The organism is Paenibacillus gallinarum (assembly GCF_014836635.1).
Taxonomy (GTDB): Bacteria; Bacillota; Bacilli; order Paenibacillales; family Paenibacillaceae; genus Paenibacillus; species Paenibacillus gallinarum.
In genome coordinates this window covers 997,581-1,018,344 of record NZ_JACSQL010000001.1, presented here as the reverse complement: position 1 = coordinate 1,018,344, position 20,764 = coordinate 997,581, and the positions used below count along the sequence as shown (strand labels likewise).

12 protein-coding genes are annotated in these 20,764 nt (G+C 41.6%); 1 reads left to right on the top strand and 11 read right to left on the bottom strand.

What is annotated here, in order from left to right; all coding sequences use genetic code 11:
- Positions 1–3: 3 nt before the first annotated feature.
- The 9 genes from H9647_RS04905 to H9647_RS04865 form a co-directional block, all read right to left on the bottom strand.
- The gene (locus tag H9647_RS04905; RefSeq protein ID WP_191798573.1) at positions 4–2,154 is read right to left on the bottom strand and encodes an alpha-galactosidase; all 2,151 of its coding nucleotides are present in this window, start codon (positions 2,152–2,154) and stop codon (positions 4–6) included.
- Between the two features lie 151 nt (positions 2,155–2,305).
- A complete protein-coding gene (locus H9647_RS04900) occupies positions 2,306–3,736 on the bottom strand; it encodes a glycosyl hydrolase (protein ID WP_318245255.1) in 1,431 nt (476 codons plus the stop codon).
- A 434-nt stretch (positions 3,737–4,170) separates the two neighbouring features.
- Complete coding sequence (locus H9647_RS04895) at positions 4,171–4,650, bottom strand: hypothetical protein (protein ID WP_191798571.1); 480 nt, start codon at positions 4,648–4,650, stop codon at positions 4,171–4,173.
- 176 nt (positions 4,651–4,826) lie between these two features.
- Positions 4,827–8,603, bottom strand: a complete 3,777-nt coding sequence (locus H9647_RS04890) for a GH32 C-terminal domain-containing protein (protein ID WP_225229041.1) — start codon at positions 8,601–8,603, stop codon at positions 4,827–4,829.
- A 139-nt stretch (positions 8,604–8,742) separates the two neighbouring features.
- Entirely contained in the window at positions 8,743–9,633 is an 891-nt protein-coding gene (locus H9647_RS04885; RefSeq protein ID WP_191798569.1) for an ROK family protein, read from the bottom strand.
- Positions 9,634–9,639: 6 nt separating this feature from the next.
- The gene (locus H9647_RS04880; protein WP_191798568.1) at positions 9,640–11,136 is read right to left on the bottom strand and encodes a glycoside hydrolase family 32 protein; all 1,497 of its coding nucleotides are present in this window, start codon (positions 11,134–11,136) and stop codon (positions 9,640–9,642) included.
- Positions 11,137–11,267: 131 nt separating this feature from the next.
- Positions 11,268–12,875 carry an ABC transporter substrate-binding protein gene (locus H9647_RS04875; protein WP_191798567.1) on the bottom strand — a complete coding sequence of 536 codons (1,608 nt, stop codon included), beginning with the start codon at positions 12,873–12,875 and terminating at the stop codon, positions 11,268–11,270.
- 64 nt (positions 12,876–12,939) lie between these two features.
- Positions 12,940–13,821, bottom strand: a complete 882-nt coding sequence (locus H9647_RS04870; RefSeq protein ID WP_191798566.1) for a carbohydrate ABC transporter permease — start codon at positions 13,819–13,821, stop codon at positions 12,940–12,942.
- A gap of 17 nt (positions 13,822–13,838) precedes the next feature.
- The gene (locus H9647_RS04865) at positions 13,839–14,759 is read right to left on the bottom strand and encodes an ABC transporter permease (protein WP_318245262.1); all 921 of its coding nucleotides are present in this window, start codon (positions 14,757–14,759) and stop codon (positions 13,839–13,841) included.
- Positions 14,760–15,262: 503 nt separating this feature from the next.
- Between H9647_RS04865 and H9647_RS04860 the strand changes: the two genes are divergently transcribed.
- A complete protein-coding gene (locus tag H9647_RS04860; protein ID WP_191798565.1) occupies positions 15,263–16,300 on the top strand; it encodes a LacI family DNA-binding transcriptional regulator in 1,038 nt (345 codons plus the stop codon).
- 72 nt (positions 16,301–16,372) lie between these two features.
- On the opposite strand, the gene H9647_RS04855 is transcribed toward H9647_RS04860, so the two are convergent.
- Entirely contained in the window at positions 16,373–17,998 is a 1,626-nt protein-coding gene (locus tag H9647_RS04855; RefSeq protein WP_191798564.1) for a glycoside hydrolase family 9 protein, read from the bottom strand.
- A gap of 82 nt (positions 17,999–18,080) precedes the next feature.
- Positions 18,081–20,651, bottom strand: coding sequence for a beta-mannosidase (locus H9647_RS04850; protein ID WP_191798563.1), 2,571 nt, complete (start codon positions 20,649–20,651; stop codon positions 18,081–18,083).
- Positions 20,652–20,764: the final 113 nt, after the last annotated feature.

Here is a 20,764-nt window from a genome sequence, read left to right as displayed (position 1 = left end):
TACTTATCCCCCCTTCTTCATATAAAACACATGACTTCCAAAATCACCGTGAGGAACGGGGATCGTTAATCCAACGTTCATCAGAAGATCTCCACCATATGTGCCTGTACCTTCGATATCATAGGCAGCTTCGGGGTCAAGTCCTTGCAGTTTGATCAGGCTCGGAAGAGCATATGGCTCCGCCAGCACTTTAAAATAAAACAATATCGCTTCACTTTGATCAGCAGAAACAAACATCCAGCTTGCTTCATTCCCTTCAAACGGACTAAGTAGTCTGAATTGTTCCCCTTGCTGAACTAAACTGCGAAATCTTTTGTACTGTGAAACCTGAGCTCGAACCTCTTCTTTCTCCTCTTCTGAAAACTTGGTCAAATCCAGTTCATATCCAAAATTGCCCGACATCGCTACATTCCCTCTCATCGAGAGTAAAGTAGATCTGCCTAACTGATGATTCGGCACAGCCGAGACGTGAGCTCCAATGGCACTAGCAGGGTATACAAGACTTGTCCCATATTGAATTTTTAATCTTTCTACCGCATCCGTATTATCACTTGTCCATGTTTGCGGCATATAGTAAAGCATCCCCGGATCAAATCTACCACCACCGCTTGCGCAGCTTTCAAAAAGAATGTACGGAAACTTCGTCGTTAGTTTTGCTAGCAGATCATACAATCCGAGTACATACCTATGAGCAATTTCACCCTGATGTTCTGGAGATGCTGCTGCTGATGCGATCTCAGATAGTCCACGGTTCATATCCCATTTGATATAGGAGATCGGTACACTTTCAAAAATATCGCTTAGTGCCTGATAAAGATAATCCCTCACCTCAGGCCGTGACAGATCGAGAACGAGCTGCGTTCTGGCAAGTGTTCTTCTTCTCCCTTCCGCATGGAGACACCAGTCCGGATGACTTCGATATAAATCACTGTCTGGAGATACCATCTCTGGCTCCACCCATAGTCCAAACTGAAGTCCTTTCTGATTAATTTTCTCAGCTAAATCCGTTAATCCATTCGGAAGTTTGTTTCGATCTACGGTCCAATCTCCAAGTGAAGTCGTATCATCATTCCGTTTGCCAAACCAGCCATCATCCAGAACAAATAGTTCAATCCCGAGATCTGCCCCCGCTTTGGCAATATCTTCAATCTTGTCAGCAGTAAAGTTAAAATACGTTGCTTCCCAGTTATTCACGAGGATCGGACGTTCTTTATCACGATACTTGCCTCTGGCAAGTCTAGTTCGGTAAAGCTTGTGGTACGTTCTTGACATCCCCCCATACCCTTCGGAAGAATAAACCATAACCACTTCTGGGGTCTGGAAAGATTCACCTGGTGAAAGCAGCCAATCAAAATCAAACGGATTGATTCCCATTTGAATTCTGACTTTTCGATGAGGGTCTACTTCCGCTGATCCCATGAAATTACCGCTATAAACCATACTAAAACCATAAACTTCTCCTACAGTTTCATTAGTCCCTTTGCTGGCAAGTGCCATGAAAGGATTCAGTTGATGACTGCTCATACCTCGTTTGCTTTCAATCCGTGTACTTCCTGGGCCAAGAGGGCGTTTAACGATATTTGCTTCTCTAGCCCACGCACCGCTTAGATAAACAAAATCATATTCTGATACATTCATATCTACGCTCATGCTGAGCGCACGAAGCAGACGCAGCTTGTCTTTCCCTTTATGTTCATATCGAACCGATCGAATAATGGAATCCATATGATGAAAAACGCTGTAGCTCACATAAACGGATAACCCCGTGTAAAGATCCTTAAGTTCAATCGTAAGTGTCTGGGCTTCTTCATTAGATTCGGTATATACGGCAGGAAGACCACCCAGTGTAGGTTTCCCTTCTGTGATCTCATAGGAAGAATAGACAAGTTCTGTAATCCGTGTTCCATCCGCTAACTGAACTTGATAAGCAGGTTCCCTGAAATCCCCGCTTCCGTACTGCGGATATTCCTGTGGAATGAGGTCTAGATTTTGGTGATTCGGCACGCCTGGTACATGACTTAAATCCTGCTCATGTCTTATTTTCTTTCCCCAATATAAATGGACCAAATAACCATCGACTACTTGCATAAGATAGCTTGTTGTTTTCCCTTGTAAATGGAAACGTAATGATTCTTTCTCTATGTAAATCGGCATTTTTTCTTGCTCCTCTCAAAAATCTCGTATTGTTTAAATGAGTGATGCTAAGGGAAAGCAGGATACTATCCCATTAGCATCAGACTTCTTTTTTCCAGAGGAAAGATCCATAGTCTTCAAACCAACAACTTGGTCTGCTCCTAGACTTTCGTTATTTTTTGAATTTCTTTTTCCAATCAGGAAGTTCATCGAGCGTTATCACGTAAGGACTCTCATATACCTTCACAAGATGTTCCCGTTCATTCTGCAAACCATCGTTGATAAAGTTCCCGTTCCAAGTGACAAACCAGCTCCAATCTGCCCGATAAATCTGTAGTAAATCTGGATCGGGAATAGGTCCATTCTCCGTCAGTGCAACCAGCTTGCGGTCACCAACAAGAGTCTTGAGATTTTCATACCGGTTACTGACCGGACCATAATCTCCTGCGGCCGGATAACTATCAACACTTACAATATCGACATACTCATCGCCGGGATACCATTCTGGATTTTCCGAGTTCCACACCCAAATGAGATTGCTCAATTTGTGTACTTTTGTAAAACGATCATACATAATCCGGTACAGTTCTTTAGCAGGCTCAGGGCCTTTAGCTCCCCACCAGAACCAGCCGCCTTCTGCTTCATGCAGCGGTCTCCAAAGAACAGGTACTTTCGCTTTCTCAAGTCGTTTCAATTCCTTGGCAATAACATCCATATCCCGAATTAAAAGCTTGTAATCTTCTGAGTTTTTGTTAGCTAAGGCATTTTCGAGATCAAAAGTAGTGGCATCCGTATAGAAACCTCTCCACCATTCTTTTCCCGGTTCATCAATCAAATCTTTAGGCGCGTTCCAGTGCCAGGCAAAAGTAACAATTCCGCCCTCTTTATCCCACTGAATGGCATGCTCAACATCAGATGAAGTCGTCCCTCTTTCTACGCGAGAAGGTGAATAATCCATGAGGTCAAGCCCTAAAACGGCAGGTTTCTTACCGATATTTTTTGCAATCCAATTCGCGTCCGCTAAATTTTGTTGGCCTGATAAAATATGATTTCCATATTCAAATTTCAAGTAGTTATAGAGTGCCTTGGCTTCTTTAGAAGCCTTTGAATTAACAAGTTCTTTATTAATGTTATGCGGCGGTGGACTAGATGCTTTTTCTAACCGAATGTTATCGATAAAATACCATCCCCAATTCGATAGAAAGCTAATATGGTTTGTTCCTTCTTGCAGAAGGATTTTACCTGCCTGAACTTGAGTGAATTCTGAGGTTTGTCTTAGTGTCACTTCACCTTGTGGTTTATCATTAATTATGAGTGACGTGTTCTTATCACCATAAGGAGAAGCGTATCCGATCTCGAGAGTATATAGAGCCGTCTCTGGAACAGAAACTTCAAATGTTAGTTTATCTTCAGCTAGATCAAAACCACCTACATATCCAGTACCAGAATACCCCTCGATTTCGGTTAAGACTTCAACACCAGATAAAACCGCATCTTCTGCTTCATAAATAATGGGTGCTGCTGTAAGTTTAGATTCATTAGCCGGAACCAATACGATCATCATGGACAACACAAGGAAAAGAACTAAAGGTTTTCGTTTCATACATTCCCTCCTGAGTACGATTGGATGAATCAGCCTACTTTCAAGTATTGTCATGAAGCGCTTTCAATTAATACCGCAACACCTCCTCTCAAAACTAACTGCATTAGGTACTTATTTTACCGATTACAGGTTTAACTAAAACAAACAAATCAGCAATCATAACAAAACCGATGCTTGTTATCTATAAAAATAACAATTAAAAATAATTATTATATATTGTTATCCTATGTTTCATACAGTTACATAGAAGAGGCAATGTTATTAACACTGATTATAAAGCATGATTAGCCGATTTCCTATCTTTTTTTGAAAATAATTCAACAAATTGATGATTCATACATTTAACAAAACACAATAAATATTGATAATAACAAAATAACAAAATAATAACAAAGAAAAGAAGAAGGGCTGAAGAATTTTCATCTTCAGCCCTTCTATTTTAATTTCATTCCCTTTATTTTTTGAAATAAGGCTTTTTCTAAAAGCGGATTGGCAGACAGATTCATATACGATTGAGGCGGTGTAAAATGATATCCTCCCTTTAGTAACTCTAATGATAAAGGTGAGAATTCCGTAAAAGAAAGGATCGGGATAGCATACCCAGAATTCAGTCCCTTAAAATACTCCTTCAAACTCTCTCCGGTCCCTGGATTCATTTTTTCTGAAATAGATACCAATGTAGATATTTCCTCGTGATCCGGCTTACCAAACTCGATAAAGGCTTTTATTTGTTTGATAGGCGATGAGACATAAATAAAGGCGCCTACGGGTTCATTTATAAATCTTCGGCGAAATTCTATCTTCTTTTGGCCACTTCGTATTTCCTCGTAGGGACCGGGCTGTAGACTTAAAACAATGGTTCTCTGTGGTAAATCAAGTGAAAGGAGCAACTGTTCATGCATGTTCTCATTCATCCCTTTCGTTCTATTACCAAGTTATTTCGGTAATATAGTGACAATCCCTTCTCAAGTTATTTCGGTAATATAGTGACAATCCCTTCTATTGTAATTAGGAAAATTGATTTTATCATCTCACTCGTTTCTGAATAAAAAGAAAAAGAGCCGCCATAAGTAGCAACTCCTCCTCACTTTCATCTTCCTATATAGTTCGAAATCACCCATTTTTGTCGAACAAGGGTTGGATCAAGATCATTTAAAAGGAGCGTCGCATCATCTTCCGATACTTCGAGTGCTTTCTGATGATAAACAGAAGTAATATTAACCGTTCCATCATCATTCTTGTGAAGAAGCCAGCGCTGATTATTGTAGCCAAGATAATGATACAATTGAATTTTATTTTGTCCCGTGTCTAGATCAAGGGCCTGGCCGGCCGTTGTACGAATGGAATAGGAACCCACTTCATCACCTGTTGGCACAAACACCCACTTCTGATCATCAGCTGCCGTGTCAGTCAAAGAAACAACTTCCCCATTTGCTAGGTTTGCGGTATAGATTGATTTCTTACTCACCCTATTAACGAGGCTAGATGTCATTAAGTTCGCAGGTTCTTCTCCGCTTACATTCACGTTCTGATATGATGCATATCCCCCAAATACATTAAGCCCAAAGTGACCTTCCGCAAACGCACCGTCCATAAGATCTATTACTTTCTGTCCGTCCACATGTACTACTATATGCGGTCCGTTCGCTTCAATTTTCACTTTATAGGTTTGACCAGGCTGAATAAAACTTGGAACTTCGGCTAACACCTGACGGTCTTCAAAACGGCCATCAATCTTATAAAACAAACGAATTGATTTCATATTCGGGTCCATATTCAAATAATATCCACTTCGTCCGTCCTCACTTGCCCGGAACAAAATCGACCCTGCTCCACCCGTTTTCCCAAGCATCATATCTGCTTCATAAGTAAAATTCCCTGCTTTTTGCTCAGCAATATAATTGGCGTCGCTAGCGTAATTTCCACGAATTCCATTTTCGCTTACAACCCAAGAAGCTGCTGACAGGTCTTTTTTCCATCCACTTAGATTGGTATAGAATTCACCACCTGAGACTTTAACAAGCACACTTGCTGTAGCCTTCCCATTCGGGGTAGAGACAGTAATGACGGATTCACCCTCTTTTTTTGCTACAATGTTTGCGTTAGATTTATCCACCACGTTTATTTCTACCACATTTTCATTACTAGATATCCACTTCACTGGCTGCGCGCCATTTCCCGGTCCATTTTCCACCATCGCAAGTAGTGTGTCGCTTTCTCCTTTGCTCAGTTCACGATCACTTGTATCCATCATAATCTTGGTTGTTGAATTCGAGTCTTGATTCCATACCGATCCAAGTTGATTTACTTTCAGAGATACAACCTTGACATTATCACCCTTGGTGTAGAAACTCATGCCTCTGCTAGCCGGATCTGGCAAAATGACATCGGAGAAAACAACTTTACCTCCGTTCCCAAACACTTCAACGGAAGATTCGTCAACCAAAATACGTATTTTGACTCGCTGGTTCTCCGGTTGCATCGGCGCTTCATGTAAAGTACTAAAAAGACTGGAGAAATCCGTCACTCCGGAAGCCGAACGGTCCACGAACATTTTGTTCTCACCCGGTTTGTAAGCCACAACCGTCTTCTGATTTCCACTCTCACGAACGTTAAAGCCAAACTCTGTAACCTTACCATTTTCAGGGATTTCTATTTCTGCTTCAATCTCATAGGCTCCCGAGGCAACCCCTTTCAGTAGGTTTTGAGAAGAAGGACTTATATCCTTGTTCGTGACAGAATATAGCGAACTACGCAATGACCCCAATTCTTTAATCGGATTTTGAGCAAGCCTAATTCCATCTTTTGTCGTTACCAAGGAGACTTCTCTAGGGATCGAAAGCTCCCCCTTCCAATTCGTCGTTGGAAAAGCAAACGGATAATCCCAATTTGTCATCCATGCCATCATTACGTTGCGATGATCAGGCATGTTAGAAAACGACATTGATGCGTAAAATTCTTTACCAAAATCCGTTTTGAGCACTTTTCCTTCCGGGTTATCATTTACGAATTTACCATCTGCTGTTAAAGTTCCAACAAAATATTCGGCATCTGAACCGCCCGTTTTTGGATTCGCCCCCGTACTGATCATCAGCACCCATTTATTTTGTGATGTTCCGTCTACTGGTAACTGGAGCAAGTCAGGGCATTCCCATACTCCACCCCGAACGTAATCACCGAAACCCCAACTATCCGTAAGGGTCCAGTCCAATAAATTTGTCGATGTGAAGAATCGAATATGATCTCCACCGGACACAACCATAACCCAGCGATTGTTCTCGTCATCGCGAATTACTTTCGGATCACGGAAATCCCATCCTCCTGGGTCCTCTCCTTTCTTGCCTGGGTTATCGATAACAATCGGCCGATCTTTAGAATATTCCCAAGTACGCCCTCCATCCTTGCTGTATGCGAGGCCTATACGCTGATTTCCATTCGGTCCATCGGGATTGTAGGAAGTGTAATATGCGACGAGTCCTTTTCCTCCAGAATCCCCAAACAATCCGGATGCGTTTGTTAAATCAGCTACAGCAGACCCAGACCAGACATGCCCGTTATCATTCCACGGAAGCGCAATCGGTAACCGCTTCCAGTTCAACATATCTTTACTAACGGAATGCGCCCACGTGCCTCCATCCTGATGGAAGAGGTGATACTCTCCTTCGTAGTAAACAAGTCCATTCGGATCACTGGCTGAGCCACGAATGGGCGTATAATGATACTGAGGACGATATTTTTCAGTATAGTAACTGCTAGCTTCAGTCACATACGTATCCTGAAAGTAAGCGATCCCCTGTTTGACTACAATTCCTACATTTCCTTTTGTATAAGTTTTATCTGTTACATCGATCGCTGCTGGAGTATATCCATCCACGAATACTTGAATTCTGTTTCCCTTCGCTTTGATTTCAACATGATGTTTTGCTCCTTCTTGACTCGGATAAGTCCGCTGCGAATTAGCAATCGTAGTTCCGTTTGCTTTCGTCAAACGTACCTGAACCTGATCTGCTTCCTTCACCAGAGTAGCTTCATATCCGCTTGTTCCATCGGCTGAAGAACGGAATGAAAGAGCTGCGGCGGAATCGGGGCTCAATGAGATATTTCCTTCATACACAAAATCTACAACCTGTTTGTCATAGACTTGCCTAGCCTTACTTTGGTTTATTACTGTTCCTTTCTTACCACGGATATCTGGTTGCCATTGTCCTTTATGTACATTTACTGTACCCAGATTTCCTTTCAAATCGCTCACTAAGATGTTTTGGAACAATGCGGAACCATCCCATACGTGGAGTCCAAGCTTTCCGGAAGAATATGTACGATCCTGAATATCAATCACAGGTTTATACTGATCACCCCAATATACTTTCAGAGAAGAACCCTCTGCCTTTACTTTTAGATGATAGATTTCCCCTGCCTTTACAGAAATTCGGCGCTCTTCTTTTAGTTTGCCTTCTCCACTGCTAGCATCTCTTAAACGGATCATGCCTGCATTAGGCACGATTTGGAGCATATATGAACCCCAGCCATCGTCATTAGAACGGAAGAGTAAAGTTGCATCCGCTTTCATATCTTTGACCATTACATCAGCTTCATAGATAAAATCTTCTGATACCGTTTCGGAAATGGCCATTACATTTTCTTTTGGTTCAGAAGTGAGCAAAATCCCTTCTGACGTATCCTCGAGTTTACCTCTTCCTTTTAATTTCCAGCCTGTCAAATTTGTATTCGATTTGTTAACGCTTTCAATAATAGAAACGCTCTCCTTTACCTGTTTACTTGCCGCTTGATTTGCAAGCGCTGCCCAGCCAGTACCCGGGTTAGCTACATAAACCCCTGTTGAAGTCATAAAAAGTCCCGAAGCCATAAGAAAACATAATGTGGATTTGGATTTATTCTTCATTTTCCTTTACCTCTTTTCTTATCTTCTACTAATCTCTTATTTGAATAAAAAAGAAGGAGGCCAGTATCTTTAACTTCACTGGCCGCCACTCTATATTCATTTATTATTGGGAAGCAATATGATTTTCTCGTGCTGAGAGTCCAAGGGCCAGCGCACCACATAATCCCGCCTGTTGTCCTAGACCTGGTGAAACAATATAATCATCGATGTGTTCCAAAATAGCGCTTGAGCTCACATAACCGTTCAGGTTCTGGAGTACAGCCTGCCGAATGAGCGGAAACAACTGCGACTGTTGCATTACACCGCCACCCAGAATGATTTTCTGAGGAGAGTTTAGTAAAATGGCACCCGTAATCGACTGAGCTATATAAAATGCTTCTATTTCCCATGCCTTGTGATCCACCGGAAGTTCATGGCCCTTCAGCCCCCACCTTGCTTCAATAGCAGGACCCGCGGCCATTCCTTCTAGACAATCCCCATGATAAGGGCATACCCCTGCGAAGTGATCGTCAGGATGGCGCCTCGTAAGGACATGCCCCCCTTCTGGATGAACAAGACCATGAATAAGTTTACCTTCTGAATACACACCAACACCTACACCTGTGCCAACGGTATAATACAAGCAACTGGACAATCCCTTAGCAGCGCCCCACTTAACCTCACCAAATGCTGCCGCGTTGACGTCTGTGTCCCAGCCAAAGGGAACGGAGAATACTCGTTTCAAAGTTCCGAGCATATCGTAATTCCCCCAGCCTGGCTTAGGCGTTGTTGTAACATGACCATAAGTCGGGCTGTCTGGACAGATATCAATCGGACCAAACGATCCAATTCCGATCGCTTCTACTTGCTTGTCTTGAAAATACTGAATCACTTTTGGCAACGTCAGATCCGGATGTTCCGTTGGAAAACTAATTCGATCTTCAATTTGCCCGTTTTCATCCCCGATGCCGCACACAAATTTTGTTCCACCGGCTTCAATAGCTCCTATACGCATATAAAATCAAACCTCCCGCTGGCTACTTCTTGTTTTATCGGAAGAGGGATTTAACTTATAGACATCGACTGAAATGACCAAGTCATCCTCATGATCTGCTAATACTGCAAGACCCGTAGATTCACGCTCAGGGAAAATGAGATCTGTAATAACTGCTTGACCTCCATTACTGAACACTTCAACTGAAGAGCAATCCACAAAAATGTGAAGATCATTTGACTCACCGAGGGCTTCTAATTTTGCAGAATGGTGCCCAAGGAAATGTTCATGGAAATCATGCTGGCCTGAAATCATCCGATCTACATACAATTCTTCCGTCTTTGCATTAATACCGATAACAGTTTGTTTATCTGCCCCTACTCTAACTTTGAAACCAACAGACTTATCTCGAGAAAACACAGATTTGATCTCGTATGATTCCAGATGAAGCTCAGCAAGAGAAGCATTGAGTTCTCTTACAGATATATTCTGTAACGAAAGGACAGGAATTCGGGCCGCTTCCAGCTCTTTTACTGGCTTCTGGACAAGAACGATTCTCCCTCCTCTGGATTCTAGGTAAAGTTCCCTTGCAATGGTCATCGCACCGCGGAAAATTTCTGTTGGCGTTTGATTCGCATACATCCAGTTACTCATCCAACCGATAAAAAGTCGTCTTCCGTCTTTAGCAGGAACATCTGACCAGCTTACACCAGCATAATTATCTCTCCCATAATCAATCCAACGGGTTGAACGAGAATCATCATCCGGCGTGAAAACTTCTCCATCAAACTCACCTGTAAAATACTGAGTTCTTGAACCTTCTACAAAAGCAGGATCAGCACCAATACTCACAAGCATCACCCATTTTAAGTTCGATTTGTCGCCATCAATTGCAAGTGGGAACAAATCCGGGCATTCCCATACACCATCGTGAGAACCGATTCCTTCGCCAAACTCGCTGGCAAACGTCCAATTGATTAAATCTGGAGAATGATACAGACACACCGTTTGTCCACAAGCAATTATCATTACCCATTTACTCGTCTCCTCGTTCCAAAACACTTTCGGATCACGGAAATCAACGAATCTACCATCTTCTAGTACCGGGTTCCCTTCATACTTCGTCCAGCTTCTTCCGTTATCTTTGCTATAAGCTAGACTTTGACGCTGAATGGCTGGTTTACCCTCCGGCATTTCCAAATGATGTGTAAAGATGGCAACGAGCCCTGGCTTATCGCCAAAAAATCCAGTTGTATTGTTCCAATCCACAACAGCACTCCCTGAAAAAATCATTCCCAGTTCATCTGGCGCGAGCGCTATAGGGAGTTCTTCCCAGGTAACAAGATCCTTACTTACCGCATGACCCCAATGCATGGGACCCCAAGTCATCCCGTCTGGATGATGCTGGAAGAACAAATGATATTCTCCTTCAAAATAAACCATACCGTTTGGATCGTTCATCCACTTTTCCTTCGGTGAAAAATGATAGAGACCTCGGTAATTTTGTTTCGCAATCGTCGACATTATCGTTTATCTCCTTTACTCCTATAATTAGGTCCTGAATTCAAGGACCATCTCTCTTTTAATAGAGGAAGGTCGTGCACAGCAGTGTGACTGCTTGAAACACGGCCTTCACCGTTTTATGTTAGACTTATTTATTTTGTTGCTCTATCATAGCCAGTTTGCTTAATTTGAAGCCATTCTTGCAAACCAAGACGATCCAGTTCTTTCAGGTATTCATCCCACTGCGCTTCGATTTTACCGTTTTGGTACCACTCAGTACGCATTCTAAGTACATAGGCGAAGAGGTCTGTTTCTATTGTCGTAATTCGATCAAGCTCTTCAATGGAATTAAATACGCTTGGCATTACATTTTCTGCTTTCATATTTGGTGCCATAATGTTCTTGATAATATCCATTCTGCCTTTTGCATCATCTGGCATGGTTGTATATTTACCATAATAGGAATCAAGTATGGCAAGCGGTCCACCGATACTTGTTTTCTCACGCAGTTCAACAGGAGCTGCACCATCAAGTGGCAAGTGTTTCAGCATACCTTTTGCTTCATCAAATTCGAAGATATTCTGCTGTGCGTCGTCTCCAAAAGTTCCCCAGTTATTCTGTACGGATTGCACTGGATCGTATAGTTGATCAACCCATTTTGCTGTCGTTTCCAAGTTTTTATTGGCACTAGTAACAACCATCTTACCTCTGCTGAGTCCAAGAGCGTTCGTTCTTGTTACGTTAACTTCCCCATCCGGTCCCGCAAGTGGGGGCATGACATCGTAAGTATCGTTTGCTCCCGTAACGTTGGCCTTATCCCAAGAAAAGTATAGTCCATATTTTTGATCCTTCCCTTTTGCAAGGTAAGTACTCCAGTCTTGCGTGTATGCTTCGATGTCTATAAGTCCTTCTTTATATAGTTCATTAATAAATGAAACTGCTTCTTTATAGTCTTCTTGTGCCGCTGTAAAAATCACTTTGCCATCATCGCTTACAACCGCATGGTCAGGATTCTCACCCAATCCGAACGAGCCAAAGAGGAATGCCAGATCTTCTGATCCCGGCTTGTTAATAAAGGACAAAGGAATTTCATCCGCTTTACCGTTGCCATTCGGATCTTTTGTCTTGAACGCAATCAACACTTCTTTTAATTCTTCTGTTGTTTTGGGCATCTCAAGGCCGAGCTTATTAAGCCACTCCACATTGATCCAAGGCATGCTGTCTACAGCCTGGATTCTTTCTTTACCGTTACCCAATTCTTCAATCCAAGGGAATGCATAGATGTTGCCGTCTGGAGCCGTAATCATACTCTTGTATTCAGGAGCCTCTTCCAGCACTTTCTTAAAGTTTGGCATATTGTTCTCAATGAGATCATTCAGCGGAATGATGGCACCGTCTTTTGCAAGTTTGAGCAACTCATAGTCACTGTAATCTGCATTAAAAATAGCATCGGGAAGATCACCGCTGGCTACAGCCAAGTTTCTTTTTTCAACAAATACGTCATTCGTGAAATTCTTCCAATTAATATGAACATTCGTTTTTTCTTCAAGGCGTATATTGATCAGTTTCTCGTTCGGATCAGCTGGTGCAAGTGCGGAGCTTTGCGTAATAAAGTTAACGGTTACTTTACCATTTGGGTCCTGTTCTTTACTCGCCGCGCTCTCTCCTCCACCTCCACATGCAGTCAGGAACATAAGAGAAGCAAGTACAGAAGCGGAAGCTGCTTTCATTGAAACTCTTGTTTTTTTTATTCTTTTCATCTGCTATGACCTCCACAAATTTGGGTATGAGTAACTTATCTTTGTCTATGTGCAAGCCTGTTTCCTATTTAAGGGAACCGACCATGACACCTTTTTCAAAGTACTTCTGAAAGAAAGGATACATAATGATAAGCGGCAAACTAGAAACAACAATGGCAGCATACTTAATAATTTCAGACAATCGTTTCATTTCTGCCATAGCAAGTTGATCACTGATCATGCCCGGATCTACCTGATTCTGAATCAAGATGGAACGCAGTACGAGTTGTAGCGGATGAAGATTGGGATTATCCAAATAGATCATTGCGTCAAAGTAGGAATTCCACTGACCAACAAAGGCATACAGAGCGAGCACAAAAATAATTGGCTTTGAGAGCGGTAATACGATACTGAAAAATATACGCATTTCAGACGCTCCATCCACATTAGCAGCTTCCTTCAGTTCATTCGGTACACCTTTGAAGAATGTTCTGGAGAGAATGATGTTCCATATATTCACCGCCCCCGGAATGATGACAGCCCAAACCGTATCAAGCAAACCAAGGTTCTTAACGAGAAGGTAAGTCGGGATCAGTCCTCCACCAAAAAACATGGTAATGATAAAAAGTGTCATGAAAAACCCTTTTCCTTTTAACCTGTCATCAGACAAGGCGTACCCTGCACAGATCGAGACAAGGACGGTGAGGATAGCAAATGAAACGGAGTATATAACAGCATTTCCAAAACCACGGATCATGGCCGGGTTAGAAAGAATCTTTTGATACCCTTCTATAGACCAGTCTGACAATTTGAAGGACAACCCTTGGCTAAGCAACACCGACGGATCCATAAAGGAAGCGACTACAACATAGACCAAAGGAAGAATGACAATAAGTACGGCAAATGTTAGAAAGATGGCATTCAGCACAAGAATAAAGCGATCGAGTCCGGAATGTTTAATGGGCATGACTAGTTGCTCCTTTCTTAGTAGAGACCATCGCCGTCATTGAGTTTCTTCACGATGAAGTTAACCGTAACGAGCAAGATGACATTAATGAGAGAGTTAAACAATCCTACAGCTGCTGAGTAAGCATAGTCACCGGACTGCAAACCAATTTTGTACACGTAAGTCGGAATGATTTCAGATGTTGGTAAGTTCATTGCCGTCTGCATCAGATAGGCTTTCTCGAATCCAATAGACATGATGCCACCGGCTGCAAGGATGAAAACTATAGCCATTATCGGGCGAATCGTTGGCAGATCAATATGACGGATTCTTTGAAGAAGATTAGCACCATCGAGATTTGCTGCATTATGTAACTCGGGATCGACATTAGCAAGAGCTGCTACATATATAATGGAAGCCCAACCTGCTCCAGTCCAAATATCCGATAGTATGTAGATCCAGCGGAAGTACTCAGGGCGAGACATGAACATAATGGGTTCACCGGTAATCCAGCTAAAGAGTTGATTAATCGGACCTGTTGGAGACAAGAAAATAAATAACATCCCAACCACGACGACGACGGAAATAAAGTTAGGGGCGTATAAGAACAATTGAATGTTCTTTTTGATTCCAGCTCTGCGTACCTGATTCAACATCAAAGCAAGCAAGATCGGAACTGGAAAGCTCAGAATTAAACCAAAGAAACTTAATTGAAGCGTATTCATAAAGATCAGTTCGAAATTGGGAGAAGAAAGAAATTTCTCGAAATTGTAAAGCCCCACCCATTCACTTCCCATTATTCCTTTGATTGGGCTGAAGTCTTTAAAGGCGATGATCGCACCGTACATAGGACCATATTTAAAAATAAGGGTCAGAATTACAGCCGGTGCGAGCAAGATATAAAGAAAGTAATGTTTCTTTATATAGTCAAGCAATGAGCCCTTATGTCTCGGCACCACGGGACTGTGTTTAGCTTCTAATGAGTTATGCAATGCCTTTACCTCCGTTCATCTACAAAGTTTACATTTTGAACAGTACATTGAAGGGCTTTCATTTATGTTTCTGTCCTGATGCATTTACAATTTACCAAACATACCATTATTCGTCAACATATTTTGTAAAAATAATATTGTGCATTTGACAATATATTTTATTCATAAAAATTCTGATTTTTTTACATATTCACAAAAAAAGTGGTTTTAAATGAAATTTCATTGAATAATATATAATTTCAAGATTATATCTATAGATTCAATCTGACATATTCACAATGATAAGTAATCTAAATTGATATATTGCATAAGTTATTTATTGACTTTTGTAAACTAAATTGTGCATTTGTAAACATTATGTTGCTATTTAAAGCAAACTATTATACATTTAAAGGGATTGAAATAATGACAACAAATACACAGTTTGTGGTAAATATAATGAACATGAATATAGAGGTGAAATTACATACATGGCTAGGGAAAAAGTAACCATTCAAGACATAGCAAATGCTTTGGGGATCTCCAGAAATACCGCGTCCAAAGCCTTGAATGGAAGTAGTAATATACCTGATGAAACCAGAAATAAAGTGATAAAAAAAGCGATAGAGCTAAAGTACAAACAATTCGCTTTTATGGAGATAGAAAGTATTTTATCTAAAAACTCCGGTAACATCGCTTTATTAACAGAAAACTTACCTAACACTTCCCACTTTGGTTCAGCACTGATCAGCGGTCTTGAAAAGCGAATCAGCGCGGAGGGATATAACTTATCAATTCACATTGTAAGAGACATTGATCAAGAATCCTTGTCTCTACCCAATAATTTTGATGTCTCCAATGTGGATGGTATTATTTGTATCGAGTTATTCAATTTGGAATATAGCAAGCTGATTACAAGTCTTGATATTCCGACGATTTTCATCGATTGCTCTGCACATATCTGTTACCCTGAATTTCAGGCAGATGTACTGCTAATGGAGAATGAAAATAGTAGTTATCAACTCACCAAAAAGTTAATAGATGGCGGTTACAAAACATTAGGCTTTATCGGGGATTATAACCATTGTAGAAGTTTTAATGAGAGATGGGTTGGCTTTAATCGTGCTCTGACGGAATCAGGAGTTCAGCTTGATCTCTCACAGTGCATTCTTGATGAGGATCGTTTATTCTTTTCAAGCCCGGAGTGGGCAGATGATAGACTGAGGGAAATCAGTGAGTTTCCTTCTGCTTTCGTCTGTGCTAACGATCACATCGCCGTTACCTTTATGAAGTCAATCAAAAATACACTATCTGTTCCTGATGACATCGTTATTTGTGGTTTTGATAATGCTGTAGAATCAAGAATTGTTGAGCCTCAACTTACTACGGTTCATATTTATAGGAATGAAATGGGTGTTAAGGCAGCAGAAATGCTTCTGTCTCGAATTAAAGATCCTAAGCAACCCTATCAGGTCTCCCATATTTATACCAAACCGATCATAAGAGAAAGCACACCAAATATTAGCTGATTTATTTGATAGAAATGCCAAAACCACCCTACTCTCCAAGAGAATAGGGTGGTTTTGGCATTAAAACATTAATTATTTTTGATTAAAGTAGGAAACGACAAACAAAGCAGGTGAATTCCAGTAGATCGTAATCTCGTTGCCTGCGTAACTGTCTTCATGATCAATATAACTTGCTGCAGCGGGTTTCCCTTGTAAAGTACGCTCCATAATCTCATCATTCAGATTTCGATTAGGACCTCCTGCTACCATCCCGGGAACCGGCGCATCTACATCATCTCCTACCGATGGTCGATGATGCGGTTTCATAACGGAATGAGTTCCAAAGCCTGTAACATAAGATAAGTGAAGTGTATTTTGCCCTAACAAATAATGCAAATGTTGAGCAGCCGCTTTTACATACTCCGGTTTTGGAGACCACTCCATTGCGATTAGCAGTAACATCGCCCGGTTCATAAGAACCATATTACTGCCCCACATATAATCTTTTTCTTCTAGAGAGATACCGTATCCATCATTTTCGCAAATACTTAAAAGACGTTCAGCCTCCGAAATCAGTTCTTCCTGTAATGAGTCATATAGAGTTTGATTCTCCTCAGTTTTCCCTTTACGCAAGTAGCTAATTGTGCCGTAACCTCCCACATCTGCCCAGCCTAGCTCACATTTAGGAAAAGACTCGGTACTGTATTCCCGAAAAGCGGAGTGGTATTTCTCCTGATTGGTTGTATGATAAAGTTCGGCAGCAGCCCAATATTTTTCATCAAATAGGCAACCATCTCCATACTCCCCCGTTGTAATATCCGCTGGATTTTTAAAACCTCCTGCTTCTGGGTGCTTCAAAATCCACTCCCAAGCATACTCAGCAGAACGTAGACATTGATCCGCATAGGAAAGATCATATGTACGGTATATCCGGGATGCAAACGCCATGATCGCTGCATAACTTGCTGTCGCAGCAGCAGATATGGGTGAAAAGACCAATTCATCCAGGTCATCTTCTGGCATTATAGATAAACCAGGGAAATGCCTAGTCGTCAGTTTGTGATACACTCCTCCACTTCTTTTGTCTTGCATTTTGAACAAAAAATCAAGCTCGACCTTGCATTCATGCAGCACGTCCGGCATGACTTGATCTGACTCTGGGAGAGGAATAGAATTAACGAAAGCCTTCGGGTACATTTCATAGGCTAGCAGTAAATCAGCCACCGCTTTCGCCCCAGCGACAACATATTTTCCATAATCTCCTGCATCATGCCATCCTCCATTTCCGTCAAGGTATACCCCTTCTTCCCCATGAACTACACCTAACTTTGTATGACAAGATTTATGTCCCCATTCCCCCGCGTACTTCTCATCTAGTGTTTCTCCACAGCGCAAATAGTAAAACGCTTTCAATAATCCATTATGTAATTCACCGTAAGGTCTTTCTTCCAAGGCAAAAGGAGTAGAGCGATTTCCTTCATCATCCACCAAAACATAAGTACCTGGCTTAGCCAGTTCGGAAAAACCGCCTTTTCTCACTTCACTCCCTGAGGATCGATCGAAAGCAGGTTGCGAGGTTTTTCCGCGATACACTATTCTTTTCGTTCCTTCTTCTTCAATATGAAATCCAGATGACTTCTCATTGAAAACGGCTGTTTTCTGCCCGTTTATCGGATATCCAATTTGATTCATCGCTACTGCACATTTTATCTCGTTCATTATATTTTCTCCCTTCGAAAATAAGTTATAACAATTCCCGGCTGTAAAGATCACAGCCGGGAATTGCTCAACCATTATATAATTACTGATTTTGTACTTGTGTTTCCTTAATAAAATCAGACATAGAGCGTACCTTCAGTTCTCCTGGATTTGCAAGTTCAAACGCTTGGTCCCCGCCCTTACGTGCATAGAACGAAACTTCTTTCGTCTCGCCAGGAATGAGGTCAAAGAAATTATCGCTGAAGATTCCTTCTTCATTGCTGTCAAGCCATACTTGTTTTGCTAAAACAGAGGTTTTCAAGTGGAATTTGCTTCCTTCGGAACCCTCTACTTCTGTAATTTCAATTCGAGATTCTGTTAATTTCATATCCTTGAAAGGTACAAAGTAGTGTTTCTGACTATCGATCACTTCGCCCTTACGGACAAGTTCCACAATCATCACAGTACGCTGCTCGTCTTTTCCACTAAGAAGCTGTTCTCTATCCAAAGAAAGGACCAGCCCTGTTGTATTTCCCGCCATACTTACCATATGCGTCTGAGCTTCATGCAGAGTACCGTCAAAATCAGCAAGACGAATGCTGATATTCCCTTCCAGCGGCTGAAGTACATCGGATAGAAGATAAAGATCCACTTTTCCCGGCTTCGTATCATCAATAGAAATCATCTCATCAGCAAAGCTGCGTTTTGCGTAGTAATGCAGCGCTTTCCAATTACCGTAGTAATCCATACCTGCCCAGGAAGCTACAGGCCAAGTGTCATTCATCTGCCAATACAATGTTCCCATCACAAAAGGACGATTTCTTCGGTGTGCTTCTATTGCCATTTTCATAGCATCTGCCTGCAGGACTTGACTCATATACAAAAAGGAAGGGAAATCCTTCGGCTCTGTCATATACATATCCATATACTTTTTAATCAAACGATTCCCATCACCATTCTTCTGGTGAGCCATCATAACTTCCGAAGTTAGTTCCAGATCTGAAGGTTCTGCATATTTTAGTACAGATTTATGCTCAGGAAAGGATTGGAATCCATATTCACTCATGAATCTTCCGAGATGAAGGTTGTAATTCTCAAAAGGCTCTGCGTTATGCCACACACCCCAATAATGTACATCTCCTGTAACTGAACTGTTTGTTGCGTGCTGATTAATGTCATTCGAGATCGATACGATTGGAGATGATGGCCAGTAATCCGCACCCGGTACAAGCCCCTCAATAACTTCAGGAAGCAGATTATGGAAAATGGCTTCATAGTCTGCCCAAATTTTATCGCGTTGTTCTTGGGTGAAGTCTTTCTTCCAGCCCCAGCCACCATTTTCGTTATAATGCGCCCAGGCGGAATCCATCTCATTATTACCACACCAAAGAGCAATACTCGGGTGATTCCGCAGACGTTTAATATTATCTGTAGCTTCATGTCGCACACTGTCTAGAAACGCCTTATCTCCAGGGTACATACTGCATGCAAACATGAAGTCCTGCCACACCAAAATTCCGTATTCATCGCACAGATCATAAAAAACATCCTGTTCGTATATTCCTCCGCCCCAAACGCGGAGCATGTTCATGTTCGCCAGAGCAGCTGACTCAATCTCATGACGATATCTTTCGTAAGTTACCTCTGTTACAAAGCTGTCATTCGGAATATGGTTGGCGCCTTTAGCAAAGACAGGAACTCCATTAAGTTCGAAGTAAAACGATGTTCCATATTCATCTGCTTCTTGTACAAGGCGGATACTGCGAATCCCTGTTTTAATATAGCGCTCTGCTTTCGTGCGACTTCCTTTAGTGTCCAATATTTCAATTTTAAAAGTGTACATATGAGGATCACCGAGACCTCGAGACCACCATAGCTTCGGCGATTCAAGTTCAAAGTTGACATCTACTTTCGATTCCCCAGCAGGGAGATCAACTTCTTTTGTCCATTCTCCGCCATCCGTTTCTATACGAATCACTCTCGAGCCTGCCTGATCAACGTTAACTTCTAATACTGCTGTAAGTGCTGCGACACTTTCGTTAACCTTATTCTGATGAATATAGGCATCTGCAATGTAATCTTCAGACCAAGCTCTTAGCTCAATGTCACGCCATATCCCACTCGTTACGAATCTTGGACCCCAATCCCAACCATAATGATAAGGTGCTTTTCTTGCGAAAATACTCACTCTCTTCTTGCCTAATTCACCTACTTCAGATTGATCATTCGCTGCTGGCAGCTGATATCCGAGTGCTTCTAGTTTCGGTAAATCTTCTTGAATAGGTGAACGAAATACAATACGCAGTTCATTGTTAATCGCTTTCAAATTTGATTTTACATCCACTTCCCATACACGAAACATATTGTCAGCAGATAGGATATGTACACCGTTTAGATAGACATCTGCATAAGTATCTAGTCCATGAAATACGAGATCTACATGTTCCTTCGTAAGGATCTCTTCAGTAACTTGAAACGTGGTTTTATATTCCCAATCTTTCTTATCAACCCATTGAACGAGCTTTTCATTAGTTCCAAAGAATGGATCTTGAATCAGTTCATTTTTAAGCAAGTCTGTATGGACAAAACCGGGAACTTCTGCGTTCTTCCACTCCTGCTCATCACATGCCTTAAAAGTCCAATCTGTATTTAAGACTAAGTTTGTTTCCTGCATGGTTTGAAATCCTCCAATTGTGTTAAATTTCCTTGAAGCGTTTCATGGGAATCTTAGCCAAAGAAGATTTGAAAATCGGACCCTATAAAGATCCAACTTTCTTCACTTCTTTG

Coding starts and splice junctions, on each gene's coding strand:
- H9647_RS04905 (WP_191798573.1), bottom strand. CDS start 2,154: ATGCCGATTTACATAGAGAAAGAATCATTACGTTTCCATTTACAAGGG.
- H9647_RS04900 (WP_318245255.1), bottom strand. CDS start 3,736: ATGAAACGAAAACCTTTAGTTCTTTTCCTTGTGTTGTCCATGATGATC.
- H9647_RS04895 (WP_191798571.1), bottom strand. CDS start 4,650: ATGAATGAGAACATGCATGAACAGTTGCTCCTTTCACTTGATTTACCA.
- H9647_RS04890 (WP_225229041.1), bottom strand. CDS start 8,603: ATGGCTTCGGGACTTTTTATGACTTCAACAGGGGTTTATGTAGCTAAC.
- H9647_RS04885 (WP_191798569.1), bottom strand. CDS start 9,633: ATGCGTATAGGAGCTATTGAAGCCGGTGGAACAAAATTTGTGTGCGGC.
- H9647_RS04880 (WP_191798568.1), bottom strand. CDS start 11,136: ATGTCGACGATTGCGAAACAAAATTACCGAGGTCTCTATCATTTTTCA.
- H9647_RS04875 (WP_191798567.1), bottom strand. CDS start 12,875: ATGAAAAGAATAAAAAAAACAAGAGTTTCAATGAAAGCAGCTTCCGCT.
- H9647_RS04870 (WP_191798566.1), bottom strand. CDS start 13,821: ATGCCCATTAAACATTCCGGACTCGATCGCTTTATTCTTGTGCTGAAT.
- H9647_RS04860 (WP_191798565.1), top strand. CDS start 15,263: ATGGCTAGGGAAAAAGTAACCATTCAAGACATAGCAAATGCTTTGGGG.
- H9647_RS04855 (WP_191798564.1), bottom strand. CDS start 17,998: ATGAACGAGATAAAATGTGCAGTAGCGATGAATCAAATTGGATATCCG.
- H9647_RS04850 (WP_191798563.1), bottom strand. CDS start 20,651: ATGCAGGAAACAAACTTAGTCTTAAATACAGATTGGACTTTTAAGGCA.